Here is a 25,390-nt window from a genome sequence, read left to right as displayed (position 1 = left end):
GGGAGCGGTTCTTCTATGAAAGTGGTTGTACAGCGTTCCAGACAGGCGAAGGTTACCGTCAATGGAGAAATAAAAGGAAAAATTGAACACGGACTCGTCGTACTGGTAGGTGTTACCCATGACGATACGGAGAAAGATGCGGCGTTTCTGGCGGAAAAAGTAGCCAACTTACGGATTTTTGAAGATGAAGCAGAGAGAATGAATCTTTCTGTTAAAGATGTGGGCGGTTCGGTATTATCTGTATCCCAGTTTACCCTTTACGGAGACTGCCGTAAGGGAAGGCGGCCTAATTTCATGGATGCAGCAAAACCAGAACCCGCTGAAAAATTGTATAAAGCCTTTAATCAATTTGTTAAAGATCAGGGTGTGCCGGTACAGACAGGGGAATTCGGAGCGATGATGGACGTATCCCTGGTCAATGATGGGCCAGTTACACTTATCATTGACAGCGATGAACAAAAGAAAAGGTAATCGTTTGTTTCCAGAAAAGAGTCCCTAAAAAGGGGCCTTTTTCTGTATTATACCGGAGAAAAAGCAAACACACATCGGGCAAGATCTAGAGAATAGGAAGAACAGAAACCTATGAAGATCAGTAGCACAGACCTGGCCCAGGTCTGTGCTACTATTTTTTATCGTAGAAGAGGAGAAAAGGTCATGACAGCATCGGCAATGTCATAACAGAAAAAATCGCACCTCATTTTCAATGGTCCAATCAATTTGAATGCATACGGACCACCTTTCCCGGTAAAAAATCGTAATAGTCTATTCATTTGCAAAATAATCATTTAATCCCCTTACGATGGCTCGGGTTACTATTTCTTGATATCTCCGGGTTTTAATCAGCTGTTCTTCTTTGGGATTGGAAACAAACCCCAGTTCAAGTAGAACGGAAGGTCGTCTGTTTTCTCTGATGACATGATAATTGCCGAATTTAACATTCCGGTCATTTAATTGAGTAGCATTCATCATTTCCCTGTGAAGAATGGTTGCCAGTTCACGATCTCTCGGATGATAGTAAAACGTACTGATTCCATTCGCCTCAGGATAGTCTGGTGCGTTATTATAGTGAATACTGAGGAATGCATCTGCTTGCTGAGTATAAGCAATGGCTACCCGGGAGCCGAGAGATAGATACGTATCACTGGTCCGGGTCAGTATCGGAACAGCACCGAGCAGTTCTAACTTTCTGGCCAGGTCCAGTGAGGTTTTGATTGTGATATTCTTTTCATAATCACCGGCTGCCGAAACCGCACCTGTGTCACGACCGCCATGACCGGCGTCGATGATGATGATTTTATTTTTTAGATGGTTATTTGTTACACCCAATGAATCAACTGGATGTTTCTCCAGAGAGACAGCCCATTCAGGTACAAATGCAGGGCCGCTGTCCGTCCTGATTTCGTACCAGTTTTCATGTTTGTTGACCATTTCAAAAGTATTCCCTTTCTGTCCCGTTCCCGTAATAGGATAGTCTGTTGATGGCCCGTTCCGAAAGTGTGTATCGTTATATAGCAAGGTAACGGTATCAGATCCCCCATTGTAGGATTCAGTAAAAGCGACAAGCCATTTGGCAACCCAGCCCAGCTCCCCTGAAGGCAATTGAATTTGATACCATGACTTTTCTTCCTTGTAAACAGGATATTGCTCATTTTCATAAATTTCCCCGATAATGTTCCCGTTAAAAGAATGCTGGTCTCTGACGCTGATCACTTCCGTATTCGCCGTAATCTGTCCAATATGCTGGTTTTCAGTGGCCCCTTCTTGACTCCTTCTGTCCTTTATTACAATATAATCTGAATGAACCCACCCTGTTCGGTCCTCGTTCAGCTGTATTTGAACCCAGTCTGTATTCGTTGACAAATACGGATATATTTCTCCTTGATCGGCATGTTCAATTACATCAAAATCGGTTCCTGGTCCTGATCGGATCCGCAGGGTTTCTCCCGTGACTTCTACTGTCTTTAGACTTTCCATTTTTGTCCGGGACTCAGGTTCAAATTCAGTTCTGGTTACCATCCATTCTGCCACCCACCCTTCAGCATCATCAGACTTGATTTTTAACCAGTTCTCCTTTTCTTCCATAATCGTCAGTCTTTCCTGATGATGAACCTGACCGGTTATTTCATAATTAAGCCCGGGCCCACTTCGGACATTCAACGTTTCCACACTGACAATCGCCCGATCGGCAAAACTGCGGGGAATATATAAAGCCAGAAAGGACAAAATGATTGATGTGATCACGATCGTATTTTTGCATTTTTTCGTCAAAGCAATTCCCCCATTTTTCAAGTCTAAAAATTTACTTCGACTTCAACTTTAAGAATCCTTTTTTAAATGAAAGATCTTAATCACAGGGCTAACCCTAAAATAACAGGAGGCATCATCATGAAGATCAGTGACCGCAGGCATTTACAATCAATAGCATTCCATGATATTTTTAATATGGATTTCCATCAATTTATGGTTTTAGAACAGGAACGTACACCAATGGAACTGGCACAGGAATTTGGCATTTCCTTAAAGGATGTAAAAAAATTAAAAGAACAGTTAAAACGTTCTTGACATTTTTCTCATTCAACATTATGATTATAACCAACTTTATTGAAATAAAGCCTTAAACAAAAGTAGAAATTGTATATCGAGCAAAACCTGTGACGGAAAAAGTAGTTAGGCCCCACACAGACAGAGAAGAAATGCCAGCGGCTGAGAGCATTTCTCTGTGATGACTTAACGAAAGACATTCCTGAGGTTCCCTATCGAAAGGCCCGGCCCGGTAGATAGTGGACGCAATCAGTGCGTTATATGGAAGAGAGGAAGCTTTAAGAGGCTTCAATTAGGGTGGCAACGCGGGAATTATCCCGTCCCTTCGATTTTTGAAGGGACGGGTTTTTTTATACTCTAAGAATAAAAGAAGAGAGCGAAGAGCATGCTGTTAGTCCGGCTTTTTTGCTGACGAGTCGTAAGAAATCGCAAGGAGGAATATAAGCATGATTAAAGTACCCAGGGGAACAGAAGATGTATTACCGGAGAAGGTAGAGCTGTGGCATCATATTGAAAACAAATTGCATGAAATCGCAAAAACCTATAATTATAAAGAAATCCGTACGCCTATCTTTGAACGCACAGAACTGTTTCAGCGGGGAGTTGGGGATACAACCGATATTGTTCAGAAAGAAATGTATACTTTTGAGGACAGAGGGGGCAGAAGCTTAACCTTAAGGCCAGAAGGCACTGCATCTGTTGTCCGGTCATATGTGGAACATAAAATGCACGGCTTTCCGAATCAGCCCGTAAAACTGTACTATATGGGTCCGTATTTCCGTTATGAACGTCCGCAGAAAGGAAGAATGCGGCAATTTACCCAGTTCGGCATCGAAGCTCTTGGAAGTGCCGATCCCGCCATTGATGCAGAAGTAATTGCTTTTGCCATGGACTGCTACAGGTCACTTGGACTACAGTCCCTACGTCTAGTGATCAATAGTCTCGGGGATCTGGAAAGCCGCAAAAATCACCGACAGGCGCTAATGGATCATTTTACACCCTATAAGGACGAACTATGCGGGGATTGCCAGCTGAGGCTGGAACAAAATCCGCTTCGGATTCTGGATTGTAAAAGAGACCGGGAGCACCCGTCCATGAAAGCTGCCCCGTCTATTCTCGACTATTTAAATGAGGAGTCTCAGCTATATTTTGAAGAACTACGTTCGTATCTCGAAAAAATGGACATTGCGTATGACATTGACCCGACGATGGTGAGAGGATTGGATTACTATCATCATACCGTGTTTGAAATTATGAGTGATGCAGAAGGTTTTGGAGCCATTACGACACTGTCCGGAGGCGGCCGTTACAACGGTCTGGTTCAGGAACTTGGTGGACCGGAAACCCCAGGGATTGGTTTTGCCTTTAGTATTGAACGACTAATTATGGCCCTTAAAGCCGAAGGAATTGATCTCCCCCTTGAGGATGAGCTGGATTGCTATGTCGTATCCATGGGGGATGAAGCAAAAAAAGAAGCCGCCAGGGTGGTATATGACTTAAGGAGAGCCGGCATTAGAGCAGATAAGGATTATATGGACAAAAAAATGAAAGGTCAGTTTAAAGCAGCAGACCGTTACAAAGCCAAATTTGTACTTGTATTAGGGGAAGATGAATTAAACGAAGGCAAGATCACCGTAAAAAATATGCAAACCGGAGAACAGAAGATGCATTCACTGGAGAAAGTAGTATTTTATTTAAAAGAAATAATGCAGGGAGGAAGACAGCATGGGTAAACGGTTCCATTGCGGAACACTTGGCAAAGAGCATATAGGACAGGAAGTGGTACTGAAAGGATGGGTACACAAACGGCGTGACTTAGGGGGATTAATTTTTATTGATCTCAGAGACCGTTCTGGGATTGTTCAGGTTGTGTTTAACCCGTCCGTCAGCAAAGAGTCCCTTGAGATTGCCGATAAGGCAAGAAGTGAATATGTCCTTGAAATTAAAGGCGAAGTGGTTGCCAGGGATGCAAATACGGTCAATGAGAGGATGGAAACGGGTTCCATAGAAGTCCTTGCCCGTGAAATCAAAATTTTAAATAAAGCCAAAAATCCTCCGTTCCTCATTCAGGATGAAACGGATACTACGGAGGAAATCCGTTTAAAATATCGTTATTTGGATTTAAGAAGAAAATCGATGCAGGAAACCTTTAAACTGCGCCATCAAACCACCCAAGTGATTCGAAGTTTTTTGAACGATGAAGGGTTCCTGGAGATGGAAACGCCGATGCTGACAAAAAGCACCCCGGAAGGAGCAAGGGACTATCTGGTGCCAAGCCGGGTGCATCCAGGGGATTTTTATGCACTGCCTCAATCGCCACAACTATTTAAACAGCTGTTAATGATCTCAGGTTTTGAAAAATATTATCAGATTGCTCGCTGTTTCCGGGATGAAGACCTTCGGGCCGACCGTCAGCCAGAATTTACTCAGATTGATATTGAAACTTCTTTCATGTCAAGAGAAGAAATTATGGAATTGACGGAACGGATGATGAAACAAGTGATGAAAGAAATCAAGGGAATAGACATTGAAACTCCGTTCCCCCGGATCAAATATGACGACGCAATGGCACGCTATGGAACAGATAAGCCAGATACCCGATTTGGCATGGAACTTGTTGATGTTTCAAGTGTTGTAAGGGAATCCGGGTTTAACGTTTTCAGTGGGGCCGTTCAGTCCGGCGGAACGGTGTCTGCCATTAATGTAAAAGGCGGGGCAATGGAATTTTCCCGTAAAGATCTTGATCAATTAACAGAATTCGTAAAAATATACGGAGCAAAGGGGCTGGCCTGGCTGAAGGTAGAGGACGGAGAAATAAAGGGACCTATTCAGAAATTCCTTTCTGATGAGGAAATCTCTGGCCTAAAGGAAAAACTTCATACAGAAGATCGAGATTTACTCTTATTTGTAGCTGATCAAACAAAAATAGTTCAGGAAAGCCTTGGTGCCCTTCGGCTGAAACTAGGAAAAGAATTAAATCTGATCGATTCGTCTAAATTTAATTTTCTGTGGGTAACAGACTGGCCACTTCTCGAATATGATGAAGAGCTGAACCGGTATGTGGCGGCTCATCATCCATTTACGATGCCCGTTGAAGAAGATCTTCATAAGCTGGCTGACCATCCTGAAGATGTCCGGGCAGAAGCCTATGACCTTGTCTTAAATGGCTATGAATTAGGTGGTGGAAGTCTGCGTATTCACAAAAAAGATATTCAGGATCAAATGTTTAAAACTCTGGGCTTTTCGCAGGAAGAGGCCATGAACCAGTTTGGCTTTTTAATGGAGGCTCTGGAGTACGGTGCTCCACCCCATGGAGGAATTGCCCTCGGATTTGACCGTTTTGTCATGTTGCTGGCAGGCCGCTCCAACTTAAGAGATACGATTCTCTTCCCAAAAACAGCTTCTGCTTCCTGTTTGTTAACGGAGGCTCCTTCCAGGGTAAGTGAAAATCAACTCAAAGAGCTGAAACTGAAACTGGTAGAACAGCTGATAAATGAAGAGAAAGCAGAGGTTTAAAAAAAGAATAAAGTTACATTTCTTCAAGGGATACCCGGTTGAAAGCTTTACGGAAATATACTATAATTTAGATACAGCAAAGGATCACATCAATCCTGATGTGTACGTCATTGCCACAAAGTTTTGACCGAACACTTATACTTACGGGAGCCTGAGTTTCTGTGTGGAATGCATGCCTCCTTTCCATAGTGAGAGGAAGCATAAAGCATGGGACAGGGCACCCACCTGCCAGGAGCGGGTTCAAAACGACAGGGATGACGGCACAATTGGGATTATTATGAATAGTGACTGTTCAAAAACCTTAAGGTTGCTTTACACCTTAAGGTTTTTTCATGTAATGTAAAGAAAACGAATAGAAAACAACCCTTTGTCACTTTAGAAAAGGAGCGAAACATATGCTGCATCAATTTTCCAGAAATGAACTTGCCATCGGGGAAGATGGCATAAATTTACTGAAAGAGTCAACGGTAGCCATACTTGGGATTGGGGGAGTCGGTTCTTTTAGCGCGGAAGCCCTGGCCCGTTCCGGAGTGGGACGCTTGATCTTGATTGATAAAGATGTAGTGGATATCACAAATGTAAACCGTCAGATTCATGCCCTGTTATCAACGGTAGGAAAGTCAAAGGTTCAATTAATGAAAGAGAGGATTAAAGATATTCATCCTGACTGTGAAGTGATTCCACTGGAAATGTTTTATACTGAGGAAACCTATGAACAATTGTTTCAATATGATCTTGACTATGTCATCGACGCAAGTGATACCATTACCTATAAGGTTCATATTATTAAACAGTGCATCGACCGGGACATACCTATTATATCCAGCATGGGCGCAGCGAATAAAATGGATCCGACAAAATTTGAAGTTGCTGATATTTTTGAGACAAGCTATGATCCAATTGCCCGAGTCATTCGCTCAAAATTGAGAAAGGACGGATATACAAAAGGCATCCCGGTTGTTTATTCAAAAGAGCGGCCCGTGAAAATTAAGGAAGAAGTGAGGGCTAAAATCGCACCTGATGATGCGGACATTCGCAAGGTAAAAATGCCTCCTTCATCCAATGCATATGTCCCATCCGTTTCGGGGCTGATTATGGCCGCATATGTAGTAAACAATATATTAAAACCAATATCAATTGAGAGAGTATAAATGGACAACGAGGATGGAAAAAACGGGTAAAATCATAAAATATCCGAACAAACTCAAATTGTTACATGAATTTGTTCGGATATTTTTTACGTTTTTCGTCACCGCAATTTTCACGGAACACCTTAAGGTTTCCTTAGGCAGCTCAGTGTTTAGGGGTGGCGGCTCGTGCTTTTCCCACAGGAGTTTTCACCATTTGCCGTCGTTAATCTTAGACCATGTTTTTTGTTTCACTTGTTCAAGTCTTGATGTCCCATCCACGTTTTCCAGGAGACTGCGTTAGACTTCCATAAGCTTTTAAATATGGATCTGATGCCTATCTCTATAAGCTGCTTCGGTCTTCAGAGCAGCGGGTAGCATCCTCGCATCTCCTCAGGGTAGCTTTGTGCTAGGCGGGTCCTCCTTTGCGTTTCTTGTTATCGTGCGACTTTTTCCAGGTTTCCGTTTTTATCCATTCGGAAAGATTTTACAGAAGCCTGTTCCTGATCATCGAGAACAACCATTTTGCGTGCCCGGTCCATAATCTCCATGAATACTTGATAATCTTCCTGTAAGGTTTCATATTCTTTTTCAAGTCTGGAAAGTTTTTTCTCGAGCATCTCCTTTTCTTCTTTCAGCTTATGGTTTTCCTGCTCAAGCTCTTCCATCTCCATTTTCGAATGATAGGAAGACTCATAATCCTTTTTAATTGAAGTTAGAAATTCAATAACCTGGTCAAGTGAACTGATAGAATCTGATGAAGTTTCATCTGTTGGAACCCTCTTAGATGAAACGGAATGCTGAAACTGAGTTTGAGCATCTTTTTTGACCTTTTGTTTTTGAGCCATTTCCCGTTTTTTCTCTTTCCGCTGTCTTTTAGCAAGGTCAATGGCTTTTTCATAGCGTTTCCGTACTTCAGCATTCCATCTGAAACCGCAGGCAGCAGCTGTTCGATTCAGTTTATCGCCCACTTCTTCAAAAGCCTTAAGTTGTGTGCTGCCCTCCCGTATATGTCTTAGTACGGTTTCTGCCAGTAGCAGGTCATCTTCATGAGACCATGCATCCTGTCTTACTTTTGGCATATTCTTCACTCCTCTTTCCTTATTTTCTTGATTTGTTTTTTAATCTGCCACCATACACTGAAAGACTTTGACAAATTTTAATAGTTTTTTTGTTAACATAATCCCATAAATCGTCTTAAGTTCTTTATTTGGGACCATTTATGGAATGTATGAATCGGAACTTTGCTCGTTTATTTTTTATTTTGTTCAAGAAAAGAGGAGTTTATACTTTATTTCTTTTTGTTTCTCATAATTTTTTCATAAACTCGTTTTAATGCTGATTCAAATTTTCCGGTATCTTTAGGTTCATAGTAGATCCTGTCTTTAATAGAATCAGGCAAATATTGCTGATCAACCCAGCCCTGTTCAAAGTTATGGGGATACTGGTAGCCGGTCCCCCTGCCTAAGTTTTTAGCGCCTTTATAATGGGCATCTTTGAGGTGGGGGGGAACTTCTCCGCTTTTGCCATTTCGGATGTCTTCAAGCGCTTTGTCCAATGCCTGATAAGCAGAATTTGACTTCGGAGAGAGACAGAGCTCAACAACCGCCACAGCCAGAGGAATTCTTGCTTCAGGAAACCCGACCCGTTCAGCAGCCTCAACAGCTGCCAGCGCACGAGGCCCTGCCTGGGGATTGGCCAGCCCAATATCTTCGTAGGCACACACGATCAAACGTCTGGCAATGCTTTCCAAATCTCCCGCTTCGATCAGTCTCCCCAAATAATGTAATGCGGCGTTCACATCACTTCCCCGTATCGATTTTTGAAAAGCGGATAGAACATCATAATGGGCGTCTCCATCCTTATCATGGGAAAAACTTTTTTTCTGCATACATTCTTCGGCAATAGACAGATCGATGAAAATAATTCCATCTGAGTCTGGTTTTGAGGAATAAACAGCAAGTTCAAGTCCGTTTAAGGCCGCCCGCAGATCGCCGCCGCTAGAGAAGGCAAAATGATCTAAAGCTTCTTCTGTGATTTGAACCTGTTTCATTCCAAGGCCCTGTTTTTCATCTTCCAGTGCCCGTTTTAAAGCGGTTTTGATGTCCTGTTGGGTCAGTTTATGCAATTCAAACAAATGGCATCGGCTTCGAATCGCCGGATTGATGGAATGATAGGGATTACTTGTCGTACATCCAATTAAAGTAATCAAATTGCTTTCTAAATGGGGGAGCAAGAAATCCTGTTTTCCTTTGTCAAGCCGGTGAACCTCGTCAAGAATAAGCACGAGATGTCCGGAAATTTTTGCTTCTTCGATTGCGATTTCCATATCCTTTTTTTTATTGACCACTGCATTCAACATTTTAAAGGGAATGTGAAGGGTTTTCGCCAGAGCCATAGCCAGGGAGGTTTTTCCGGTGCCGGGCGGTCCAAATAGGATCATAGAAGATAGCCGGCTGGCCTCCACCATTCTCCTCAACATTTTTCCCGGGCCGACTAAATGTTCTTGACCAATGATGTCATCCATATTTTCAGGGCGCATTCTGTAGGCAAGGGGTCTGTATTCCATCGTGGACTCTCTCCTTTTTATTGCTAGTTCCATTTCGCTGTAGCGCACTACACGATTCAGTAAAGACTGTGATGGTGCATAGATTTTGCTATTTTTCCAGGTTCCAGTAGTTTTCTATAATGGTAAGTTTCTTTTTTTGAAAATGCAAGATCGTTTACATTCATGCTATAATAGCTAATGTTTATAATAAAGGGTATTTCTTCGATATGTAAATCCATCATATAGCAGGAATCTGTATATTTTCGTGTATCTGCTGCACAATCGGATAAACGAAAGGAAATGGCATACATGAATGAAGCAAAGTCACTTCCCCATTCGTACACATATGACAGAAAGCATCCTGTGAGAGAGCAATTGATCCGCTGGAGCTTTTTTATTGGCGGTCTCATTATTTTAGCCCTTGGAATAGCCCTGACGATTAAAGGAAAAGTTCTTGGAATTGGGCCATGGGATGTTTTTCATTACGGGTTGTATTTGCAGTTTGGACTCACAATAGGGTCCTGGAGTATCATAGCCGGACTGGCTATTGTCCTCTTCACTTCTTTGGCTACAAAATCATGGCCAAAAATCGGAACAGTCTTAAACATGTTGCTTGTCGGCATGTTTATTGATATTTTTTTGTATATCCTTCCAGATCCGGAATCATTATGGCTGAAAATGGTCGTCTTTATCCTTGGTATTATGGTGCTTGGATATGGCATCGGGATATACGTAGCTCCTGATTTAGGTGCAGGACCCAGGGACGGACTGATGCTATATATTACGGATAAAACGGGATGGAAAGTTCAATGGGTGAGAATAGGCATAGAAATCACCGTTTTGCTGTTAGGGTGGCTGTTAGGTGGTCCTGTTGGCATTGGAACCATAATCATTGCTTTTTTCTTAGGGACGATTGTCGGTTATTCACTGCCGCAATCGAAAAGGTGGATGAATAGCTTGATGAAAAGGGGGATAAATGATGAAAATCTCAACTAAAGGACGTTATGGGTTAACGATTATGATTTCCCTTGCCAGAAAACATAATCATGTGCCCGTTTCTTTAAAAACTATTGCCAATGAGAATGATTTATCGGAAAACTATCTGGAGCAGCTGATTGCTCCGCTTCGCAATGCCGGTCTTGTCAGAAGTGTCCGTGGGGCACACGGGGGCTACTTGCTGGCAAAAGAACCCCACGAAATATCAGCAGGTGATGTGATTCGGGTTCTGGAGGGTCCTATTCGTCCTGTTGAGGCCCTTGAAGATGAGGATCCGGCCAAAAAAGAGCTCTGGATACGAATCGGGCAAGCGATTAAGGAAGTGCTCGATACAACAACTCTCGAAGATCTTGCGAAATATGACCAAAACACACAGGATGGATTTATGTTTTATATTTAATGGAGAAGGTGATTGCCATGAAACCGATTTATTTTGACCATGCAGCGACAACACCGGTACACCCCGAAGTCGTTCAAGCCATGCTCCCTGTACTGGAAAATGTCTTCGGGAATCCCTCAAGTGTCCATCATTTCGGTAGACAGGCACGAAAAGTGATCGATGAAGCCCGGGAAACGCTGGCCAGCAGCATCGGTGCGAACGAAAAAGAAATTGTACTGACAGGAGGCGGCACAGAATCCAATAACCTGGCCATTATTGGCACTGCACTAAAGCATCAGTCCCGCGGTAAACATATCATCACGACTGCGATTGAACATCATGCTTCTCTTCACGCCGCCGAATTTCTGGAAAAGCAGGGGTTTGATGTGACCTACTTACCTGTTGATGAATCAGGTAGGGTTTCTTCCGAAGAGATCAGGCGAAACCTCAGAGAGGATACGATTCTTGTTTCAGTCATGTTCGTGAATAATGAAACCGGAATTCTTCAGCCTATAAGAGAAATCGGGGAAATCCTGAGGGATCATCAGGCATATTTCTTTACAGATGCGGTTCAGGCTTACGGGGCGGTCCCCATTGATGTCGAGGAACTCGGTGTAGATTTATTGTCGGTGTCTGCCCACAAAATATACGGGCCAAAAGGTATCGGTTTTCTTTATGTCCGTGAAGGTACCCTTATCCAGCCGCTGCAACAGGGAGGCGAGCAGGAGAGAAAACGCCGTGCAGGAACAGAGAACACGGCTGCTGCACGGGGATTTCAAAAAGCTGTTGAACTTCTAATGATAGAACGGAAAGAGCGAAATGAAACATACCGTTCTTATAAACGATTGTTTTTGCAGATATTAAAGGATGAAGGAATTTCTTACTCTTTGAACGGGGATCAACAATATGCTGTTCCAGGGATTGTAAATATCAGTTTTCCGGGAATTCATGTGGAGGCATTTTTGACCAATCTGGATTTATCCAACGTTGCAGCATCAAGCGGTTCAGCATGTACTGCCGGATCAGTCGATCCGTCCCATGTGCTGGCAGCGATGTTTGATTCAGATGATCTCCGGACGAGAAACTCTGTCCGGTTTAGTTTCGGATTGGACAATCAGGAGGAGGACATACGGGAAGGAGCAACAAGAGTAGCCCAGATTGTACGGCGATTAACTTCATAACAAGGTGGTGACCATCATGAAAGATCCGAAAGATACCCGGGTTGTGGTCGGAATGTCCGGGGGTGTGGACTCGTCCGTAACCGCCCTGCTTTTAAAGGAACAGGGCTATGATGTGGTAGGCATTTTTATGAAAAACTGGGATGATACGGATGAACATGGCGTCTGCACAGCTACTGAAGATTTTGAAGATGTGGTCCGGGTGGCGAATCAGCTGGATATCCCCTATTACTCGGTAAATTTTGAAAAGGAATACTGGGACAAAGTGTTTACGTATTTTCTCGATGAGTATAAAGCCGGGCGAACGCCTAACCCGGATGTGATGTGCAATAAAGAAATTAAGTTCAAGGCGTTTTTGGATCACGCCCTGGCACTTGGAGCCGACTATGTAGCCACCGGGCATTATGCGAGAATTCGAAAAAATGGTGACCGGTATGAAATGCTCAGAGGGAAGGACAGCAATAAAGATCAGACATATTTTTTAAATCAGCTTCCCCAGTCCGTTCTGGGGAAAATCATGTTCCCGCTCGGGGAATATACGAAGGAAGAAGTCAGAGATATAGCAAAAAAGCATAATCTGGCAACAGCAACGAAAAAAGACAGTACTGGAATCTGTTTTATCGGCGAACGAAATTTTAAAGACTTTTTAAGCGAGTACTTGCCGGCTCAGCCCGGTAAAATGATGACCATGGATGGAGAGGTAAAAGGACAGCATGACGGGCTGATGTACTACACTATTGGACAGCGCCAGGGCCTTGGAATTGGAGGTCCCGGCGGCCCGTGGTTTGTGGTCGGGAAAAACCTCGAAAAAAATGTACTGTATGTTGCCCAGGGATATCACAACGATTATTTATATTCCGATGCACTGGAAGCACTTCAAGTCAACTGGATCAGTGGTCAGGACATAACCGAACCGTTTACATGTACGGCAAAATTCCGCTACAGGCAAAAAGACAGTGAAGTAACGGTCTATCCGCTGGATAAAAATCAGGTCCGTGTTGTGTTTAGAGAGCCCCAGCGTGCCATTACACCGGGACAGGCCGTTGTATTTTATGATGGTGAAGTATGCCTTGGAGGCGGAACCATTGATAAAGTGATCAAAAATGATCAGTATGTGGACTATTTAGCTTAGAAAAAGGGGAGACAAAGAATATCAGGCGCCCGATGCCCATTTGAGCATTGCAGATTGATTTCGGTTGAAATGGGCGCCTGTAGTCCTAACTGGACCTGAGTGGAAACAGGGAGGTCACCACATGAATTTACTCCAAAAAGGAATTCAGGCAATGAAGGAACAAAAATTGGATGAGGCAGCTAAATATTTAACCGAAGCGATTGACAAACATCCAGAAGAGCCTTTAGCTTATATTAACTTTGGGAATCTATTGCTTAAAATGAACGAATTTGATCGTGCAGAGCGATTTTTTGAGAAAGCAGTAAAACTCGATGAAACTGCAGCAACCGCTTATTATGGGCTTGGAAGTGTTTTTTATGAAAAGGGAATGTTTTCAAAGGCGCAGGGATTCTTTGAAACGGCGCATCAAAAGGGTCTCCAGTCGGGAGATGTATTTTTTATGATTGGTATGTGCCTGTATCGTCAGGAACAGCCGAAATTAGCCCTGCCTTACCTCCAGCGGGCAGCTGAGCTTGAACCGGAAGATGTAGATGCTCGTTTTCAGTACGGTCTTGCACTGGCACAGATTGGTCAGGTGGATCTGGCTCACGATGTTTTTAAGAAGGTACTGGAATTGAAAGAGGATCATAGTGATGCCCATTATAACCTCGGTGTTGTCTGTCTTTACCATGATGATCCCCAAAAAGCCCTTGCTCATTTTGAACGGGCGCTAGAAATTCAGCCTGATCATATTTTAGCTGGCCACGGGAAGGGAAAAGTTGAGGAAATGTTGAAAGAAGAGGATAAGAAAGATAACAGATGATAAAGGGGCAGCTCAGATGGCAATGGAACATGCGGGTATTCAGGAACAAAATAGAAATTATATTTTGGGTGAATGTATTCGGATGATCTACCACAATCCGTCCGAGAGTTTTTCCATTGCCTTAATTCGGGTCATTGAGACGACGGAAAAGCTGGAGGAAAAGGAAATCGTGGTTAAAGGCTATTTTCGTCCGTTAGAACCGGGGGATCGATTTACTTTCTTTGGGCAACTGCGTATCCATCCAAGGTTCGGCATACAATACGACGTATTTACATATAAAAAGGAGCTGCCGAAGACAAAGGACAGCCTCATTCGTTTTTTATCCAGCGATCTTTTTCAGGGGATCGGAAAAAGGACGGCGGAAAAAATCGTCAACCACCTGGGGGAAAACGCCATTGAACGGATTTTGTCGGATCCGTCTGTGCTCGATCAAATTCCGGGATTTCCAGATAAAAAAATTCAGTCCTTTGTTCAGGCTTTGCGAGAAAATCAAGGATTTGAACAGACTGTCGTCAACCTTTCAAAATATGGAATCGGCCTAAAGCTGGCTCAGAAGATGTATCGTTTATACCATGAAGAAACCGTACAAAAGCTGGAAGAAGACCCTTATCAGTTTGTGTTTGATATTGAAGGGTTTGGCTTCAGGCGGGCTGATGAAATCGGAAGCATGCTGAACCTTCCACGGAATCATCCGATGCGGATCCGGGCCGGCTGTCTATATGTGTTACATAAATGGGCCCAGGACGGACATGTTTATGCGCCCCTGGAACAACTCAGACAGGAGTTGCAGCTGCTCTTAAATGAGCGGGAGGAATCCATTCGTTTTGATGAAATCAGTCAGATTATTACAGAACTTTCCGAAGAAAATTTCCTGGTGATTGAAGAAAGCCGGGTTTACATGCCTTCTCTTTATTTTGCAGAGGAGGGGGTTGCGTCACAGATCAAACGGATTTCCGGGAACAGTCCGGAAACAACTTTCCAGGAAGCAGAAATACTAAAAGTGATTGGGCAAATCGAAGAACAAGAAGGGTTAAGTTATGGAGAAGAACAATATGAAGCCATAAAAGAAGCTCTTCATGCAAAGGTAATGATCCTGACCGGTGGACCTGGGACAGGAAAAACAACGGTCATTAAAGGAATCATTGATGCCTATTGTCTCCTAAACAACATCGACCAGGAAGCACGGAAAAAAGAGTTTTTGCTGGCGGCGCCTACGGGAAGGGCAGCCAAACGAATGGCCGAAGCAACCGGACTAAAGGCACAGACCATCCATCGGTTGCTGGGGTGGTCGGGAGAAGATGAATTTGAGTTCGGTCCATATCAAAAACTTTCTGGCAAAATGATTATTATTGATGAATTTTCCATGGTGGATATCTGGCTTGCCAATCAACTGTTAAAGGCAATCCCTGACCAAATGCAAGTGATTATTGTGGGGGATGAAGATCAGTTGCCTTCAGTCGGGCCGGGACAGGTGTTGACTGATCTTTTAGAGTCCGGAATGATAAAGATCTCCCGCCTGAAAGAGGTTTACCGGCAAAAAGAAGGATCACGGATTATCCAGCTCGCGCATGATATTAAAAATGACTCTTGTACACCAAGATCGTTAGAGCAGGGGGATGATTTTGTTTTTATCCCATGCCGGGATGACCAGATGGGTTCACTTATTGAGGAGCTAGTTCAGCGCGCGATAGATCGGGGCTATCACCCGAAAGACATTCAAGTTCTGGCTCCCATGTACAAAACGAATACCGGTATTGATCAATTAAATCAAACCCTGCAGGCGATGCTTAACCCAAAAAGTGCTCAAAAGCGGGAAATCTTTTTGGATGATAAAGTATATAGAACAGGAGATAAAGTCATTCAGCTCGTCAATCAGCCTGAAAAAGGGGTTTTCAACGGGGACATAGGAGAAATCACGGCTATTTTAAAACAAAATGAAACGGAAGAAAAAACGGAACAGATTGTGGTGCTGTATGACGGGCGTGAAGTGGTGTATACAAGGCAGGAATTGATCCAGCTTAAACATGCTTATTGTATATCCATTCACAAATCCCAGGGCAGCGAGTTTCCTATTGTGATCATGCCGGTATTAAAGGAATATCGGAAAATGTTAAGGAAAAATCTGTTGTACACGGCCGTGACGAGATGCCAGCAATCACTGATCATTTGTGGGGACAGGGAGGAATTTTTGTCAGGGGTTATGAGAGAAAATGACAGACAGAGAAATACAACATTACAAACACGAATGAAAGAAATGTTTGATAAGAATGAGGAAGATCAGGAAGAACTTTCACCTTATGATTTTATGTAGATGAGACAGACTAAGAATGTTCAGGAGCTCTTGAACAGAACATTGGGCGGATGCAGTATAAGCGGGCAACTCTCTGGAAATACTAGCTTTAGAATTTTTCAGAAGGAGTTGCCCGTTATGCATTGTCCAAACTGTCATGGAACCAATCTCGGCAAAATCGGTCATCAACAATATTATTGCTGGAATTGCTTCATCGAACTGACCATTCAGAACGGAACCATTCACGTTCATGAAGTAGAGGAAGATGGCACCCTATCCTCACTGGATGACCTGTTCAGCGAGGATGAACGGACCGCCCAATGAATTCTTAAAGAATCGGGTGGTGATACGTTGATCGAATCAGTTCCAGCCATTGATTCTAACCCCCGCCATTTTACACAGGCAAAGGGCTCCGTGAGATCACGGAAAAACTTAAAAAAATTAAGAAACCTGCTGAGAAAAAATTACCGGAGACCCTGGACGGGCGTGGGTTATACTTTTGACCGCCACTTTTAGACTTGAAAGCTTCCGAAAAACCCTTGCCGATCAAAGCAAGGGTTTTTCCGACATAATGGCGGATGTGGAGGCATGGATTTTCGTCATAAACTTTTTGAAATCCGGTACCATTTTTCCTGTGACTGATGAAACTTTCGGTTCCTCCCTGCATAAAGGCTCGGGCAAATCACTTGCGGTTTGGAGACAACTATGATGAAGCCTATGTTTTTCTTACTAGGAGGACAAATATGGATCGCCGCGAAAAATCCCTTTTATACTGGCTTGCAGTAGCCCTGCTCGTTTCCCTCTTATTATTTTTGCTGGAAAAAACGTTCCCGCTGATTTCAACAGTTGCCCGGTTTATGTTTAAAATTCTAATTCCTTTTATGATTGCTGCACTATTCGCCTATTTGCTGCATCCTATTGTGGAATGGCTTTCAAAATACATACCAGGATGGCTATCAATTTTAAGTATTTTTTTCCTCATTTTTGCAGGGGCTGGCTATGGGATATATCAAGCCTACCCGCTATTTGTACAACAGCTAAGGGAATTGACAAAAAACTTACCTGAATTAATGGACACCTATCAGAAGTGGATTTTTCAGCTTTATATCAATACTTCGAATTTGCCGGAGGAAGTTCATGATCAAATGGATGAAGCTTTCCAGGAACTTGAAACGATGAGCATTGATGCTTTAACACAACTGGCTTATTCCCTCACAGGAATCACAGATGTACTGATTATCGCTGCTGTCATTCCTATTTTAGTTTTTTATATGCTGAAGGATTTTGCTCGGTTAAAGCAGGCTGTTTTAAATGCCCTGCCGGAGGAAAAAAGAAAAAGCTTTAATCAACATATCAAAAAAATCGATAAAAATTTAGGAGGATATTTGCGGGGGCAACTGCTCGTCTGTTTATTTGTTGCCCTGTTATCCATCTTGCTTCTGTGGCTGATTCAGATGAAATACCCGCTGCTTCTTGGGCTGTTCATGGGCTTAACCAACATCATTCCTTATTTTGGCCCGATTCTCGGTGCCATTCCGGCTGTTATTGTTGCTGTAACCATTTCGGTAAAAAAAGCATTGATGGTCATCGGGGTTGTGTTTGTGGTGCAAATCATTGAGGGAAATTTACTGTCCCCATACATTGTGGGGAGATCATTGCATATCCATCCCGTCATTATTATTATCGCCCTCCTGATAGGTGGAGAATGGTTTGGGATTGTTGGCCTCATCTTTGCTGTTCCAGTTCTTACTGTTCTGAAAGTGTTTGCAGAACAAACTCCGGTGATGAAAAGACTGAAAGCGGGATGGAAAAAAACATAAATCTTTGCAGTTTTGATTGACAAGGGAATGGATGTTTTCTATAATAACCGCATAAAAAGATGTTTCGCACGATTGATCAGGTTGAACACGCTGAAGGACCCGAGTACATGGCAGTCCATCTATAAGAGAGGAATTTCCACAGGCTGAGAGAAATTCCAGATGAAGGGCCATGGAACGCTAGTCTGGAGTGCGGTTAATCCCCGCCGGTTAAGCGCCGTTACAGCTTTTAGAGGTGATGGATGGTTCGTATCCATAATCAGGGTGGTACCGCGGAATTCTCCCGTCCCTGCCATGTGCAGGACGGGGGTTTTTTATTTTCCAGGCACTGGAAATGTTAAGGCGATGTTGATCAGTATGTTCACGGAAAATCAAAGAGGAGGATGATTTCATGAAACATTTAACCTCACAACAGGTACGTCAGATGTTTCTCGATTTCTTCAAAGAAAAGGGACACAGTGTGGAACCAAGTGCATCATTAGTTCCAAAGGATGATCCGAGCCTGTTATGGATTAACAGCGGGGTTGCAACCCTGAAAAAATATTTTGATGGACGTGTGGTGCCGGAAAACCCGAGAATCTGTAATGCTCAGAAATCCATCCGCACCAATGATATTGAAAATGTAGGGAAAACAGCCCGCCACCATACGTTTTTTGAGATGCTGGGCAACTTTTCCATTGGGGACTATTTTAAAGAAGAAGCCATTGAGTGGGCATGGGAATTTTTAACCAGCCCTGAGTGGATCGGTTTTGACCCCGATCGGTTATCCGTTACCGTTCATCCCGAGGATCATGAAGCATATAACATCTGGAAGGATAAAATCGGGCTTCCGGAAGAAAGGATCATTCGCCTGGAAGAGAATTTCTGGGATATCGGCGAAGGACCGAGTGGACCGAATACGGAAATTTTCTATGATCGTGGAGAAAAATACGGCAATGACCCGAATGATCCGGAACTATATCCGGGCGGTGAAAACGAACGGTATCTGGAGATCTGGAATCTGGTGTTTTCCCAGTTCAACCATAACCCGGATGACACCTATACTCCGCTTCCGAAAAAGAATATTGATACAGGGATGGGTTTAGAGCGGATGGTATCCGTCATTCAGGACGTACCGACCAACTTTGAAACTGACTTATTTATGCCAATCATTCGCCATACGGAAAAAATTTCAGGTCAGGAATACGGAAAGGTTTCAGAAAAGGATGTGGCCTTCAAAGTCATTGCCGACCATATCCGGACCGTTGCCTTTGCCATTGGTGATGGAGCGCTTCCTTCGAATGAAGGAAGAGGCTATGTGTTAAGACGCCTGTTAAGGAGGGCGGTCCGCTATGCCAAGAAGATCGGCATTGATCAACCTTTCATGTATAAGCTTGTGGAAGATGTCGGCGAAATCATGAAAGGGTTCTATCCGGAAGTAAAGGATAAACAGGAGTTTATTTCCTCAGTTATTCAGACTGAAGAAGAACGCTTCCACGAAACCTTAAATGAAGGACTGACGATTTTAAAAGACGTGCTTGATCGGGAAAAAAAGAAGGGAAGCAATGTGTTTCCGGGAGATGAAGTCTTCCGCCTGTATGATACCTATGGTTTTCCAAAGGAACTGACAGAAGAATACGTGGAAGAAGCCGGCTTTACCCTTGATGAAGAAGGCTTTGAAAAGGAGATGGCCAACCAGAGGGAACGTGCCCGCAAGGCAAGACAAAAGGTCGACTCCATGCAGGTACAGGAAGGAGTACTTCGTGACATCACCGTAAAAAGTGAGTTTGTGGGATATGATCAATTAGAAGCGGAAGCAGCTATCGTGGAAATGGTAAAAGACAAAGATTTTGCCAGTGAAGCTTCTGAAGGTGAAGAGGTTTATGTTTTCCTCGACAGAACACCATTCTATGCCGAAAGCGGAGGACAAATTGCGGATAAGGGAGAGATCAAAACGGGTCAGGCCGTCCTGAAAGTGGAAGACGTACAAAAAGCACCGAACGGCCAGCATATGCACAGGGCCACTGTGGAAGCAGGTACTGTTCGAAAAGGGGACCGGGTTCAGGCAACAGTGAACCATGATTCCCGCAACCATATTGTGAAAAACCATACGGCTACCCATCTTCTTCATCGGGCATTAAAGGATGTGCTCGGTGAACATGTTAACCAGGCAGGGTCCCTTGTAGCTCCGGATCGCCTCCGGTTTGACTTTACCCACTTCGGTGCGGTAACCGATGAGGAACTTGCCAGAATTGAACAGATTGTCAATGAAAAAATCTGGGATCGGATCGATGTTCAAGTCAGGCATATGTCATTGAACGAGGCAAAGAAAAAGGGTGCCATGGCCCTGTTTGATGAAAAATATGGCGATCAAGTCCGGGTCGTTTTTGTGGATGATTACAGCATCGAATTATGCGGCGGATGTCACGTTCAAAACACTTCAGAAATCGGTATATTTAAAATCGTATCCGAATCGGGCATAGGCGCCGGTACCCGGAGAATTGAGGCTATTACCGGAAAAGCTGTCTACCAGTGGATATTCGAACGCGAATCCATTCTTGATCGGGCAGCCGAAAAATTAAAAACAAGAAAGCAACATATTCCGGAGAGGATTGATTCCGTTTTTGATGATATGAAACAGTTGGAGCGGGAAAATGAATCGTTGCGCTCTAAAATTTCCAGTCTAGAGGCCGGAAATATTGTTGAAGAGGCAGAAGAAATCGCAGGAGTCAAAGTCCTTTCCACAAGAGTCGATGTTTCTGATATGAACGCTTTGAGGAATATGGTGGACGATTTAAAACAGAAGCTGGGTTCAGGAATTATCCTTCTTGGAGCTGTGAACAACGGAAAAGTACAACTGGCCGCAGGAATCTCAAAAGATTTAATTGAGCGGGGATTCCACGCAGGAAAGTTAATTCAAGAAGCTGCCAGCCGATGCGGCGGTGGCGGAGGAGGCCGTCCGGACATGGCTCAGGCCGGAGGGAAAAATCCAGATCAGCTGCCAGAGGCATTAAAATTTGTTAAAGAATATGTTCAAACCGTTTCCACTTGATGCAAGAAAAGGTTATAATAACAATAAAGCAAAAGGCCTCAGAGGATATGAATCCCTGGAAGGCCTGTATAACGGGACTGTCCTTTTAGAAAGGGTGTTTCAATGAGCGCTAATGATCGAACAATGAAGTTTAATTTTTCTGAGGAACCTTACAAACATAACGTAAAAGAAATATTATTGACAGTACATCAGGCGCTTCAGGACAAAGGGTATAACCCGATTAATCAAATAGTTGGATATCTGCTCTCCGGAGACCCGGCTTACATTCCTCGTCACAACGGTGCACGCAACTTAATTCGCAAATTGGAGAGGGACGAGCTGATCGAGGAACTTGTAAAATTTTATTTAACGGAGAATAAAGAGGCAAGAGAATGAAAATATTAGGACTAGATGTCGGGGAAAAAACCATAGGTGTAGCTGTAAGCGATGCATTCGGCTGGACTGCCCAGGGTATTAAAACCATTAAATGGGATGGAATGTTTAAAACTGTGGAGGATGAGCTAAAAAACCTCATCCATGAGTATCAGATCGAAAAAATTGTGGTCGGTCTTCCGAAAAATATGAATGGAACCATTGGGGAGCGAGGGACAGCCTGCCAGCAGTTTGCCGCAAAGCTCCAGGACACATTTAATATCAAAGTTGAATTGTGGGATGAGCGGCTGACCACGATGGCAGCTGAACGGGTGTTGCTTTCCGCGGATATGAGCCGGGCCAAGAGAAAAAAAGTTATCGATAAAATGGCAGCCGTCATCATTTTGCAAAGCTATTTAGATGCCAAAAGCTAAGGAGGATGTGGAATGTCTTTAGAAGAAAAAGAGCGTATTATTATACCCGACGAAAGTGGCGAGGAACATCTGTTTGAAGTTTTGTTTACTTTTGATGTGGATGAAACCGGGAACTCATATATGGTGGTGGTTCCCGCTGAACAGGCTGAGGCAGATGAAGTGGAAGTATTTGCCTTCCGGTATGAAGAGGATGATGATAATCAGGATGATCTCGCTCTCTACCAGTTAGAAACAGACGAAGAATGGGATATGGTCGAAGAGATGCTAAACACATTTACAGCTGAAGAAGATCAATAACGGCGAACAAAGGGTGCTTCCGTAAGTCCGGAGCACCCTTTGTTTGTCGTTTTCCCCTGATAAACCGCAATGCTGACAATCCTATTTTTGTTCAGGCATAGAAAAAATATTGTATTTTATTGTATAATAAAGCGGATGAAAGGGGGAAAGATTATGTCTCCGTCAGATAAAGACGTTGATTATACAGAAAAGGACTTGGAGCGGTATCAGGAGGCCAGGATGGTCAGGCGAATTGTTGTAGCCGTAATATCGGTATTAATCATTTTAATGATAGCGGGTGGAACGACAGGCTATCTATATGTGAAATCAGCCCTTGAACCAAAAGATTCCGATAGTGAGGCTCAAAAGGAGATTGAAATTCCATTAGGTTCATCGGTTTCCACGATCGGGGAAATTCTTGAGGAAAACGGAATTATTAAAAACGGTACGATATTCAAGTATTATGTGAAATTTAAAAACGAATCCGGGTTTCAGGCCGGAAATTATACATTTTCACCGTCCATGACCCTTGATGAGATCGTATCATCATTAAAAACGGGTAAAGTGATGAAAGAAGCGGTTTTAACGGTAACGATCCCTGAGGGGAAAACAATTGAAGAGATCGCCAATATTTATGCCAATCATACGAGTTTTACAAAAGAAGAATTCCTGGACAAGGTAAATGATCCAGACTATATTGGACAGTTAATCGACCGATACCCGACCATTTTAAGCGATGTTGTGCTGGATCCACAAATTCGCACACCACTTGAAGGCTATTTATTTGCTGCAACCTATGATTTTTATGAGGAAAACCCGTCGGTTGAAGAAGTTGTTGAAAGGATGCTTTCCAAAACCGAAGAGGTCGTCATCCCTTATCTCGATGAAATCGACCAGCTTGGACTAACCGTTCACGAGGCGGTTACAATGGCTTCCCTTGTCGAAAATGAAGCCCGTAATTTTGAGGATCGTCAAATCATAGCAGGTGTCTTTTATAATCGTCTGGACCAGAATATGCCTCTGCAGACCGACCCGACTGTCCTGTATGCCCTTGGCGAACATAAGGATCGGGTATTGTATGAAGATCTTGAGGTAGACTCTCCATATAATACTTATAAATATGCAGGGATTCCGATCGGTCCGATTTCAAACTTTGCCGAAAATTCCCTGCAGGCGATAGCCCAACCTGAGGAAACCGATTATCTATATTTTGTGGCCTCCTATGAAGGTGACATTTACTATGCGGAAACCTATGAGGAACATTTGCGCTTAAAGGAAAAATATCGGAATTAAATTTCAGGGAATGCGGTTTGTCAATCGCATTCCTTGCTTTTTTTATGTTAAAATAAAAAGGTTGCAAGGGTACAATGAATGTATGGGAGTGATGAATATGAATGAATCATTAACCCGTTATTTATTAAGCACCATCCAGCCGAAGGACCCATTCATTCAAAAGCTGGAAAGATATGCAAACGAAAATTTTGTACCCATCATGGATCCGATCGGAATTGAACTCCTCTTGCAGATCATCCGGATCCAAAAGCCTGACCGTATTCTGGAAATTGGGACAGCGATCGGCTATTCGGCCATTCGAATGGCCCGGAGTTATGACAACGCCCATGTGGTAACCATTGAACGGGACGAGAACAGAGCTCAAGAAGCCATAGAAAACATAAAACTGGCCCAACTTGCCGATCGAATCGATCTGATCGTTGGCGATGCTGTGGAGGTTGAAGGGACGGTGGCAAAGTTTGCTCCCTTTGATTTAATTTTTATAGATGCCGCAAAGGGTCAATATCAGCAGTTTTTTGACATGTATTCGAACTATCTTTCCTCCTCTGGAACCATTGTCTCTGACAATGTATTATTTAAGGGATATGTGTCAGGGGAGGCGGAAGGAAATAAACGCCTTGAGAAAATCGGGGAAAAGATTCGCCACTACAATGAGTGGCTTGTAAGTCTTCCTGAATTTTTTACAACCATTGTGCCGGTTGGGGATGGAGTTGCAATATCCGTAAAGAGGTGATTGAGATGAAGAAACCTGAACTGTTAGTGACACCTTCCAGTGTTGATGACATAGAGCGCCTGTCAGAGGCCGGGGCTGATGCCTTTTTAGTTGGGGAAGAACATTTTGGCTTAAGGCTGGCAGGAGAATTTAAACGGGAAGATGTAAAAGAGTCGATCAAAATTGCTCATGCCAAAAATAAAAAGGTGTATGTCGCGATGAATGCCCTTTATCATAATGACCGGGTCGAGGATCTGGCTGATTATATTGCATTTTTACAGCTAGTAGAAGCGGATGCCATTGTATTTGGAGATCCTGCTGTGCTAATGACGGTAAAGGAAGTGGCTCCGAATATGAAGCTTCACTGGAACACAGAAACAACAGCAACGAACTGGTATACGTGCAATTACTGGGGACGAAAAGGTGCAAAGCGGGCTGTTCTGGCAAGGGAAATCAACTTAGACGCTGTACTGGAAACAAAGGAACATGCAGAAGTGGAAATCGAGGTTCAAATCCATGGCATGACCAGTATGTTCCAGTCCAAAAGGATGCTCATCGGAAACTATTATCGATATCAGGGGAAAAATTTGAAAATAGAACGACATGGCAAAGAAGAAGCCCTGTACTTATATGATCCGGAGAGGGACAACCGATATCCGATTTTTGAAGATGTAAATGGAACCCATATTATGAGTCCGAATGACATTTGTATGATTGATGAACTGGATGAACTGCTCGATGCCGAAATCGATTCCGTTAAAATCGAGGGGATTTTAAAATCCCCCGATTATAATGAGAAGGTGGTTTCACTGTATCGCAAGGCGATTGATGTATACACAGAAAACCCTGATGAATATTTTAACATCAAAGATAATTTATATGCGGAAATCGAAGCGATTCAGCCCAAAAACCGAAAGCTGGACACCGGGTTTTTCTTTAAAGAAACGGTCTACTAAAGGAGGGATTC

The 25,390-nt window shown here is 43.4% G+C and carries 23 protein-coding genes, 1 other RNA gene and 2 other annotated features; of the genes, 21 read left to right on the top strand and 3 right to left on the bottom strand.

What is annotated here, in order from left to right; translation table 11 throughout:
* Window positions 1–15: 15 nt before the first annotated feature.
* Window positions 16–471 carry a D-aminoacyl-tRNA deacylase gene (gene dtd / locus EDD68_RS02255; RefSeq protein WP_132370585.1) on the top strand — a complete coding sequence of 152 codons (456 nt, stop codon included), beginning with the start codon at window positions 16–18 and terminating at the stop codon, window positions 469–471.
* A gap of 291 nt (window positions 472–762) precedes the next feature.
* Here dtd and EDD68_RS02250 read toward each other — a convergent pair whose 3' ends face one another.
* Complete coding sequence (locus EDD68_RS02250; RefSeq protein WP_165902031.1) at window positions 763–2,268, bottom strand: N-acetylmuramoyl-L-alanine amidase family protein; 1,506 nt, start codon at window positions 2,266–2,268, stop codon at window positions 763–765.
* 117 nt (window positions 2,269–2,385) lie between these two features.
* On the opposite strand from EDD68_RS02250, the gene EDD68_RS15145 reads away from it, so the two are divergent.
* From EDD68_RS15145 to EDD68_RS02230, 5 genes are all read left to right on the top strand, one after another.
* Window positions 2,386–2,562, top strand: coding sequence for a hypothetical protein (locus tag EDD68_RS15145; RefSeq protein ID WP_165902030.1), 177 nt, complete (start codon window positions 2,386–2,388; stop codon window positions 2,560–2,562).
* An 80-nt stretch (window positions 2,563–2,642) separates the two neighbouring features.
* Window positions 2,643–2,869: a binding site (T-box leader), on the top strand.
* 118 nt (window positions 2,870–2,987) lie between these two features.
* On the top strand, window positions 2,988–4,274 hold the full coding sequence (gene hisS, locus EDD68_RS02245) for a histidine--tRNA ligase (RefSeq protein WP_132370583.1): 1,287 nt from the start codon (window positions 2,988–2,990) through the stop codon (window positions 4,272–4,274).
* On the top strand, window positions 4,267–6,057 hold the full coding sequence (gene aspS, locus EDD68_RS02240; protein WP_132370582.1) for an aspartate--tRNA ligase: 1,791 nt from the start codon (window positions 4,267–4,269) through the stop codon (window positions 6,055–6,057). The genes hisS and aspS overlap by 8 nt, the downstream gene beginning before the upstream one ends.
* An 89-nt stretch (window positions 6,058–6,146) precedes the next feature.
* Window positions 6,147–6,334: non-coding RNA, 6S RNA (gene ssrS / locus EDD68_RS02235), on the top strand.
* A gap of 118 nt (window positions 6,335–6,452) precedes the next feature.
* Window positions 6,453–7,208, top strand: coding sequence for a tRNA threonylcarbamoyladenosine dehydratase (locus EDD68_RS02230; RefSeq protein WP_132370581.1), 756 nt, complete (start codon window positions 6,453–6,455; stop codon window positions 7,206–7,208).
* Between the two features lie 413 nt (window positions 7,209–7,621).
* Here the strand turns inward: EDD68_RS02230 and EDD68_RS02225 are convergent, their stop codons facing one another.
* Window positions 7,622–8,266 (bottom strand): RsfA family transcriptional regulator, encoded by a 645-nt coding sequence (locus EDD68_RS02225; RefSeq protein WP_132370580.1) that lies wholly within the window; start codon window positions 8,264–8,266, stop codon window positions 7,622–7,624.
* Window positions 8,267–8,475: 209 nt separating this feature from the next.
* A complete protein-coding gene (locus tag EDD68_RS02220; protein ID WP_132370579.1) occupies window positions 8,476–9,753 on the bottom strand; it encodes a replication-associated recombination protein A in 1,278 nt (425 codons plus the stop codon).
* 288 nt (window positions 9,754–10,041) lie between these two features.
* On the opposite strand from EDD68_RS02220, the gene EDD68_RS02215 reads away from it, so the two are divergent.
* The 15 genes from EDD68_RS02215 to EDD68_RS02145 all read left to right on the top strand — a co-directional run bounded on the left by EDD68_RS02215 (window position 10,042) and on the right by EDD68_RS02145 (window position 25,379).
* Window positions 10,042–10,728, top strand: a complete 687-nt coding sequence (locus EDD68_RS02215) for a YczE/YyaS/YitT family protein (protein ID WP_132370578.1) — start codon at window positions 10,042–10,044, stop codon at window positions 10,726–10,728.
* Window positions 10,712–11,128, top strand: a complete 417-nt coding sequence (gene cymR, locus EDD68_RS02210; protein ID WP_132370577.1) for a cysteine metabolism transcriptional regulator CymR — start codon at window positions 10,712–10,714, stop codon at window positions 11,126–11,128. Before EDD68_RS02215 ends, cymR begins: the two co-directional genes overlap by 17 nt.
* A gap of 17 nt (window positions 11,129–11,145) precedes the next feature.
* Complete coding sequence (locus tag EDD68_RS02205) at window positions 11,146–12,288, top strand: cysteine desulfurase family protein (RefSeq protein WP_132370576.1); 1,143 nt, start codon at window positions 11,146–11,148, stop codon at window positions 12,286–12,288.
* Window positions 12,289–12,304: 16 nt separating this feature from the next.
* Window positions 12,305–13,417, top strand: coding sequence for a tRNA 2-thiouridine(34) synthase MnmA (mnmA, locus tag EDD68_RS02200; protein ID WP_132370575.1), 1,113 nt, complete (start codon window positions 12,305–12,307; stop codon window positions 13,415–13,417).
* Window positions 13,418–13,538: 121 nt separating this feature from the next.
* A complete protein-coding gene (locus EDD68_RS02195; protein WP_132370574.1) occupies window positions 13,539–14,219 on the top strand; it encodes a tetratricopeptide repeat protein in 681 nt (226 codons plus the stop codon).
* A 16-nt stretch (window positions 14,220–14,235) separates the two neighbouring features.
* Window positions 14,236–16,530 carry an SF1B family DNA helicase RecD2 gene (gene recD2, locus EDD68_RS02190; protein WP_341540261.1) on the top strand — a complete coding sequence of 765 codons (2,295 nt, stop codon included), beginning with the start codon at window positions 14,236–14,238 and terminating at the stop codon, window positions 16,528–16,530.
* A 117-nt stretch (window positions 16,531–16,647) separates the two neighbouring features.
* Complete coding sequence (locus EDD68_RS02185) at window positions 16,648–16,833, top strand: hypothetical protein (RefSeq protein ID WP_132370573.1); 186 nt, start codon at window positions 16,648–16,650, stop codon at window positions 16,831–16,833.
* 419 nt (window positions 16,834–17,252) lie between these two features.
* Window positions 17,253–18,329, top strand: coding sequence for an AI-2E family transporter (locus tag EDD68_RS02180; protein WP_132370572.1), 1,077 nt, complete (start codon window positions 17,253–17,255; stop codon window positions 18,327–18,329).
* A gap of 81 nt (window positions 18,330–18,410) precedes the next feature.
* Window positions 18,411–18,620 (top strand) — a binding site (T-box leader).
* Between the two features lie 97 nt (window positions 18,621–18,717).
* Window positions 18,718–21,357: an alanine--tRNA ligase gene (gene alaS, locus EDD68_RS02175; protein WP_132370571.1), complete on the top strand. Its 2,640-nt coding sequence runs from the start codon at window positions 18,718–18,720 to the stop codon at window positions 21,355–21,357.
* Between the two features lie 102 nt (window positions 21,358–21,459).
* The gene (locus EDD68_RS02170; protein ID WP_132370570.1) at window positions 21,460–21,732 is read left to right on the top strand and encodes an IreB family regulatory phosphoprotein; all 273 of its coding nucleotides are present in this window, start codon (window positions 21,460–21,462) and stop codon (window positions 21,730–21,732) included.
* Window positions 21,729–22,142 (top strand): Holliday junction resolvase RuvX, encoded by a 414-nt coding sequence (gene ruvX, locus EDD68_RS02165; RefSeq protein WP_132370569.1) that lies wholly within the window; start codon window positions 21,729–21,731, stop codon window positions 22,140–22,142. Before EDD68_RS02170 ends, ruvX begins: the two co-directional genes overlap by 4 nt.
* A 12-nt stretch (window positions 22,143–22,154) precedes the next feature.
* Window positions 22,155–22,439, top strand: coding sequence for a DUF1292 domain-containing protein (locus EDD68_RS02160; RefSeq protein ID WP_132370568.1), 285 nt, complete (start codon window positions 22,155–22,157; stop codon window positions 22,437–22,439).
* A 153-nt stretch (window positions 22,440–22,592) separates the two neighbouring features.
* Window positions 22,593–23,711: an endolytic transglycosylase MltG gene (gene mltG, locus EDD68_RS02155; RefSeq protein ID WP_132370567.1), complete on the top strand. Its 1,119-nt coding sequence runs from the start codon at window positions 22,593–22,595 to the stop codon at window positions 23,709–23,711.
* Between the two features lie 97 nt (window positions 23,712–23,808).
* Window positions 23,809–24,444 carry an O-methyltransferase gene (locus EDD68_RS02150; RefSeq protein WP_341540260.1) on the top strand — a complete coding sequence of 212 codons (636 nt, stop codon included), beginning with the start codon at window positions 23,809–23,811 and terminating at the stop codon, window positions 24,442–24,444.
* 5 nt (window positions 24,445–24,449) lie between these two features.
* Window positions 24,450–25,379 (top strand): peptidase U32 family protein, encoded by a 930-nt coding sequence (locus EDD68_RS02145; protein WP_132370565.1) that lies wholly within the window; start codon window positions 24,450–24,452, stop codon window positions 25,377–25,379.
* Window positions 25,380–25,390 lie beyond the last annotated feature (11 nt).

The sequence above is a fragment of the Melghiribacillus thermohalophilus genome (assembly GCF_004342905.1).
GTDB classification, from domain to species: domain Bacteria; phylum Bacillota; class Bacilli; order Bacillales; family Alkalibacillaceae; genus Melghiribacillus; species Melghiribacillus thermohalophilus.
The sequence above is the reverse complement of the archived record's forward strand: the minus strand, read 5'-3'. Positions and strand labels throughout refer to the sequence as shown.

Coding starts and splice junctions, on each gene's coding strand:
- dtd (WP_132370585.1), top strand. CDS start 16: ATGAAAGTGGTTGTACAGCGTTCCAGACAGGCGAAGGTTACCGTCAAT.
- EDD68_RS15145 (WP_165902030.1), top strand. CDS start 2,386: ATGAAGATCAGTGACCGCAGGCATTTACAATCAATAGCATTCCATGAT.
- hisS (WP_132370583.1), top strand. CDS start 2,988: ATGATTAAAGTACCCAGGGGAACAGAAGATGTATTACCGGAGAAGGTA.
- aspS (WP_132370582.1), top strand. CDS start 4,267: ATGGGTAAACGGTTCCATTGCGGAACACTTGGCAAAGAGCATATAGGA.
- EDD68_RS02230 (WP_132370581.1), top strand. CDS start 6,453: ATGCTGCATCAATTTTCCAGAAATGAACTTGCCATCGGGGAAGATGGC.
- EDD68_RS02225 (WP_132370580.1), bottom strand. CDS start 8,266: ATGCCAAAAGTAAGACAGGATGCATGGTCTCATGAAGATGACCTGCTA.
- EDD68_RS02220 (WP_132370579.1), bottom strand. CDS start 9,753: ATGGAATACAGACCCCTTGCCTACAGAATGCGCCCTGAAAATATGGAT.
- EDD68_RS02215 (WP_132370578.1), top strand. CDS start 10,042: ATGAATGAAGCAAAGTCACTTCCCCATTCGTACACATATGACAGAAAG.
- cymR (WP_132370577.1), top strand. CDS start 10,712: ATGAAAATCTCAACTAAAGGACGTTATGGGTTAACGATTATGATTTCC.
- EDD68_RS02205 (WP_132370576.1), top strand. CDS start 11,146: ATGAAACCGATTTATTTTGACCATGCAGCGACAACACCGGTACACCCC.
- mnmA (WP_132370575.1), top strand. CDS start 12,305: ATGAAAGATCCGAAAGATACCCGGGTTGTGGTCGGAATGTCCGGGGGT.
- EDD68_RS02195 (WP_132370574.1), top strand. CDS start 13,539: ATGAATTTACTCCAAAAAGGAATTCAGGCAATGAAGGAACAAAAATTG.
- recD2 (WP_341540261.1), top strand. CDS start 14,236: ATGGCAATGGAACATGCGGGTATTCAGGAACAAAATAGAAATTATATT.
- EDD68_RS02185 (WP_132370573.1), top strand. CDS start 16,648: ATGCATTGTCCAAACTGTCATGGAACCAATCTCGGCAAAATCGGTCAT.
- EDD68_RS02180 (WP_132370572.1), top strand. CDS start 17,253: ATGGATCGCCGCGAAAAATCCCTTTTATACTGGCTTGCAGTAGCCCTG.
- alaS (WP_132370571.1), top strand. CDS start 18,718: ATGAAACATTTAACCTCACAACAGGTACGTCAGATGTTTCTCGATTTC.
- EDD68_RS02170 (WP_132370570.1), top strand. CDS start 21,460: ATGAGCGCTAATGATCGAACAATGAAGTTTAATTTTTCTGAGGAACCT.
- ruvX (WP_132370569.1), top strand. CDS start 21,729: ATGAAAATATTAGGACTAGATGTCGGGGAAAAAACCATAGGTGTAGCT.
- EDD68_RS02160 (WP_132370568.1), top strand. CDS start 22,155: ATGTCTTTAGAAGAAAAAGAGCGTATTATTATACCCGACGAAAGTGGC.
- mltG (WP_132370567.1), top strand. CDS start 22,593: ATGTCTCCGTCAGATAAAGACGTTGATTATACAGAAAAGGACTTGGAG.
- EDD68_RS02150 (WP_341540260.1), top strand. CDS start 23,809: ATGAATGAATCATTAACCCGTTATTTATTAAGCACCATCCAGCCGAAG.
- EDD68_RS02145 (WP_132370565.1), top strand. CDS start 24,450: ATGAAGAAACCTGAACTGTTAGTGACACCTTCCAGTGTTGATGACATA.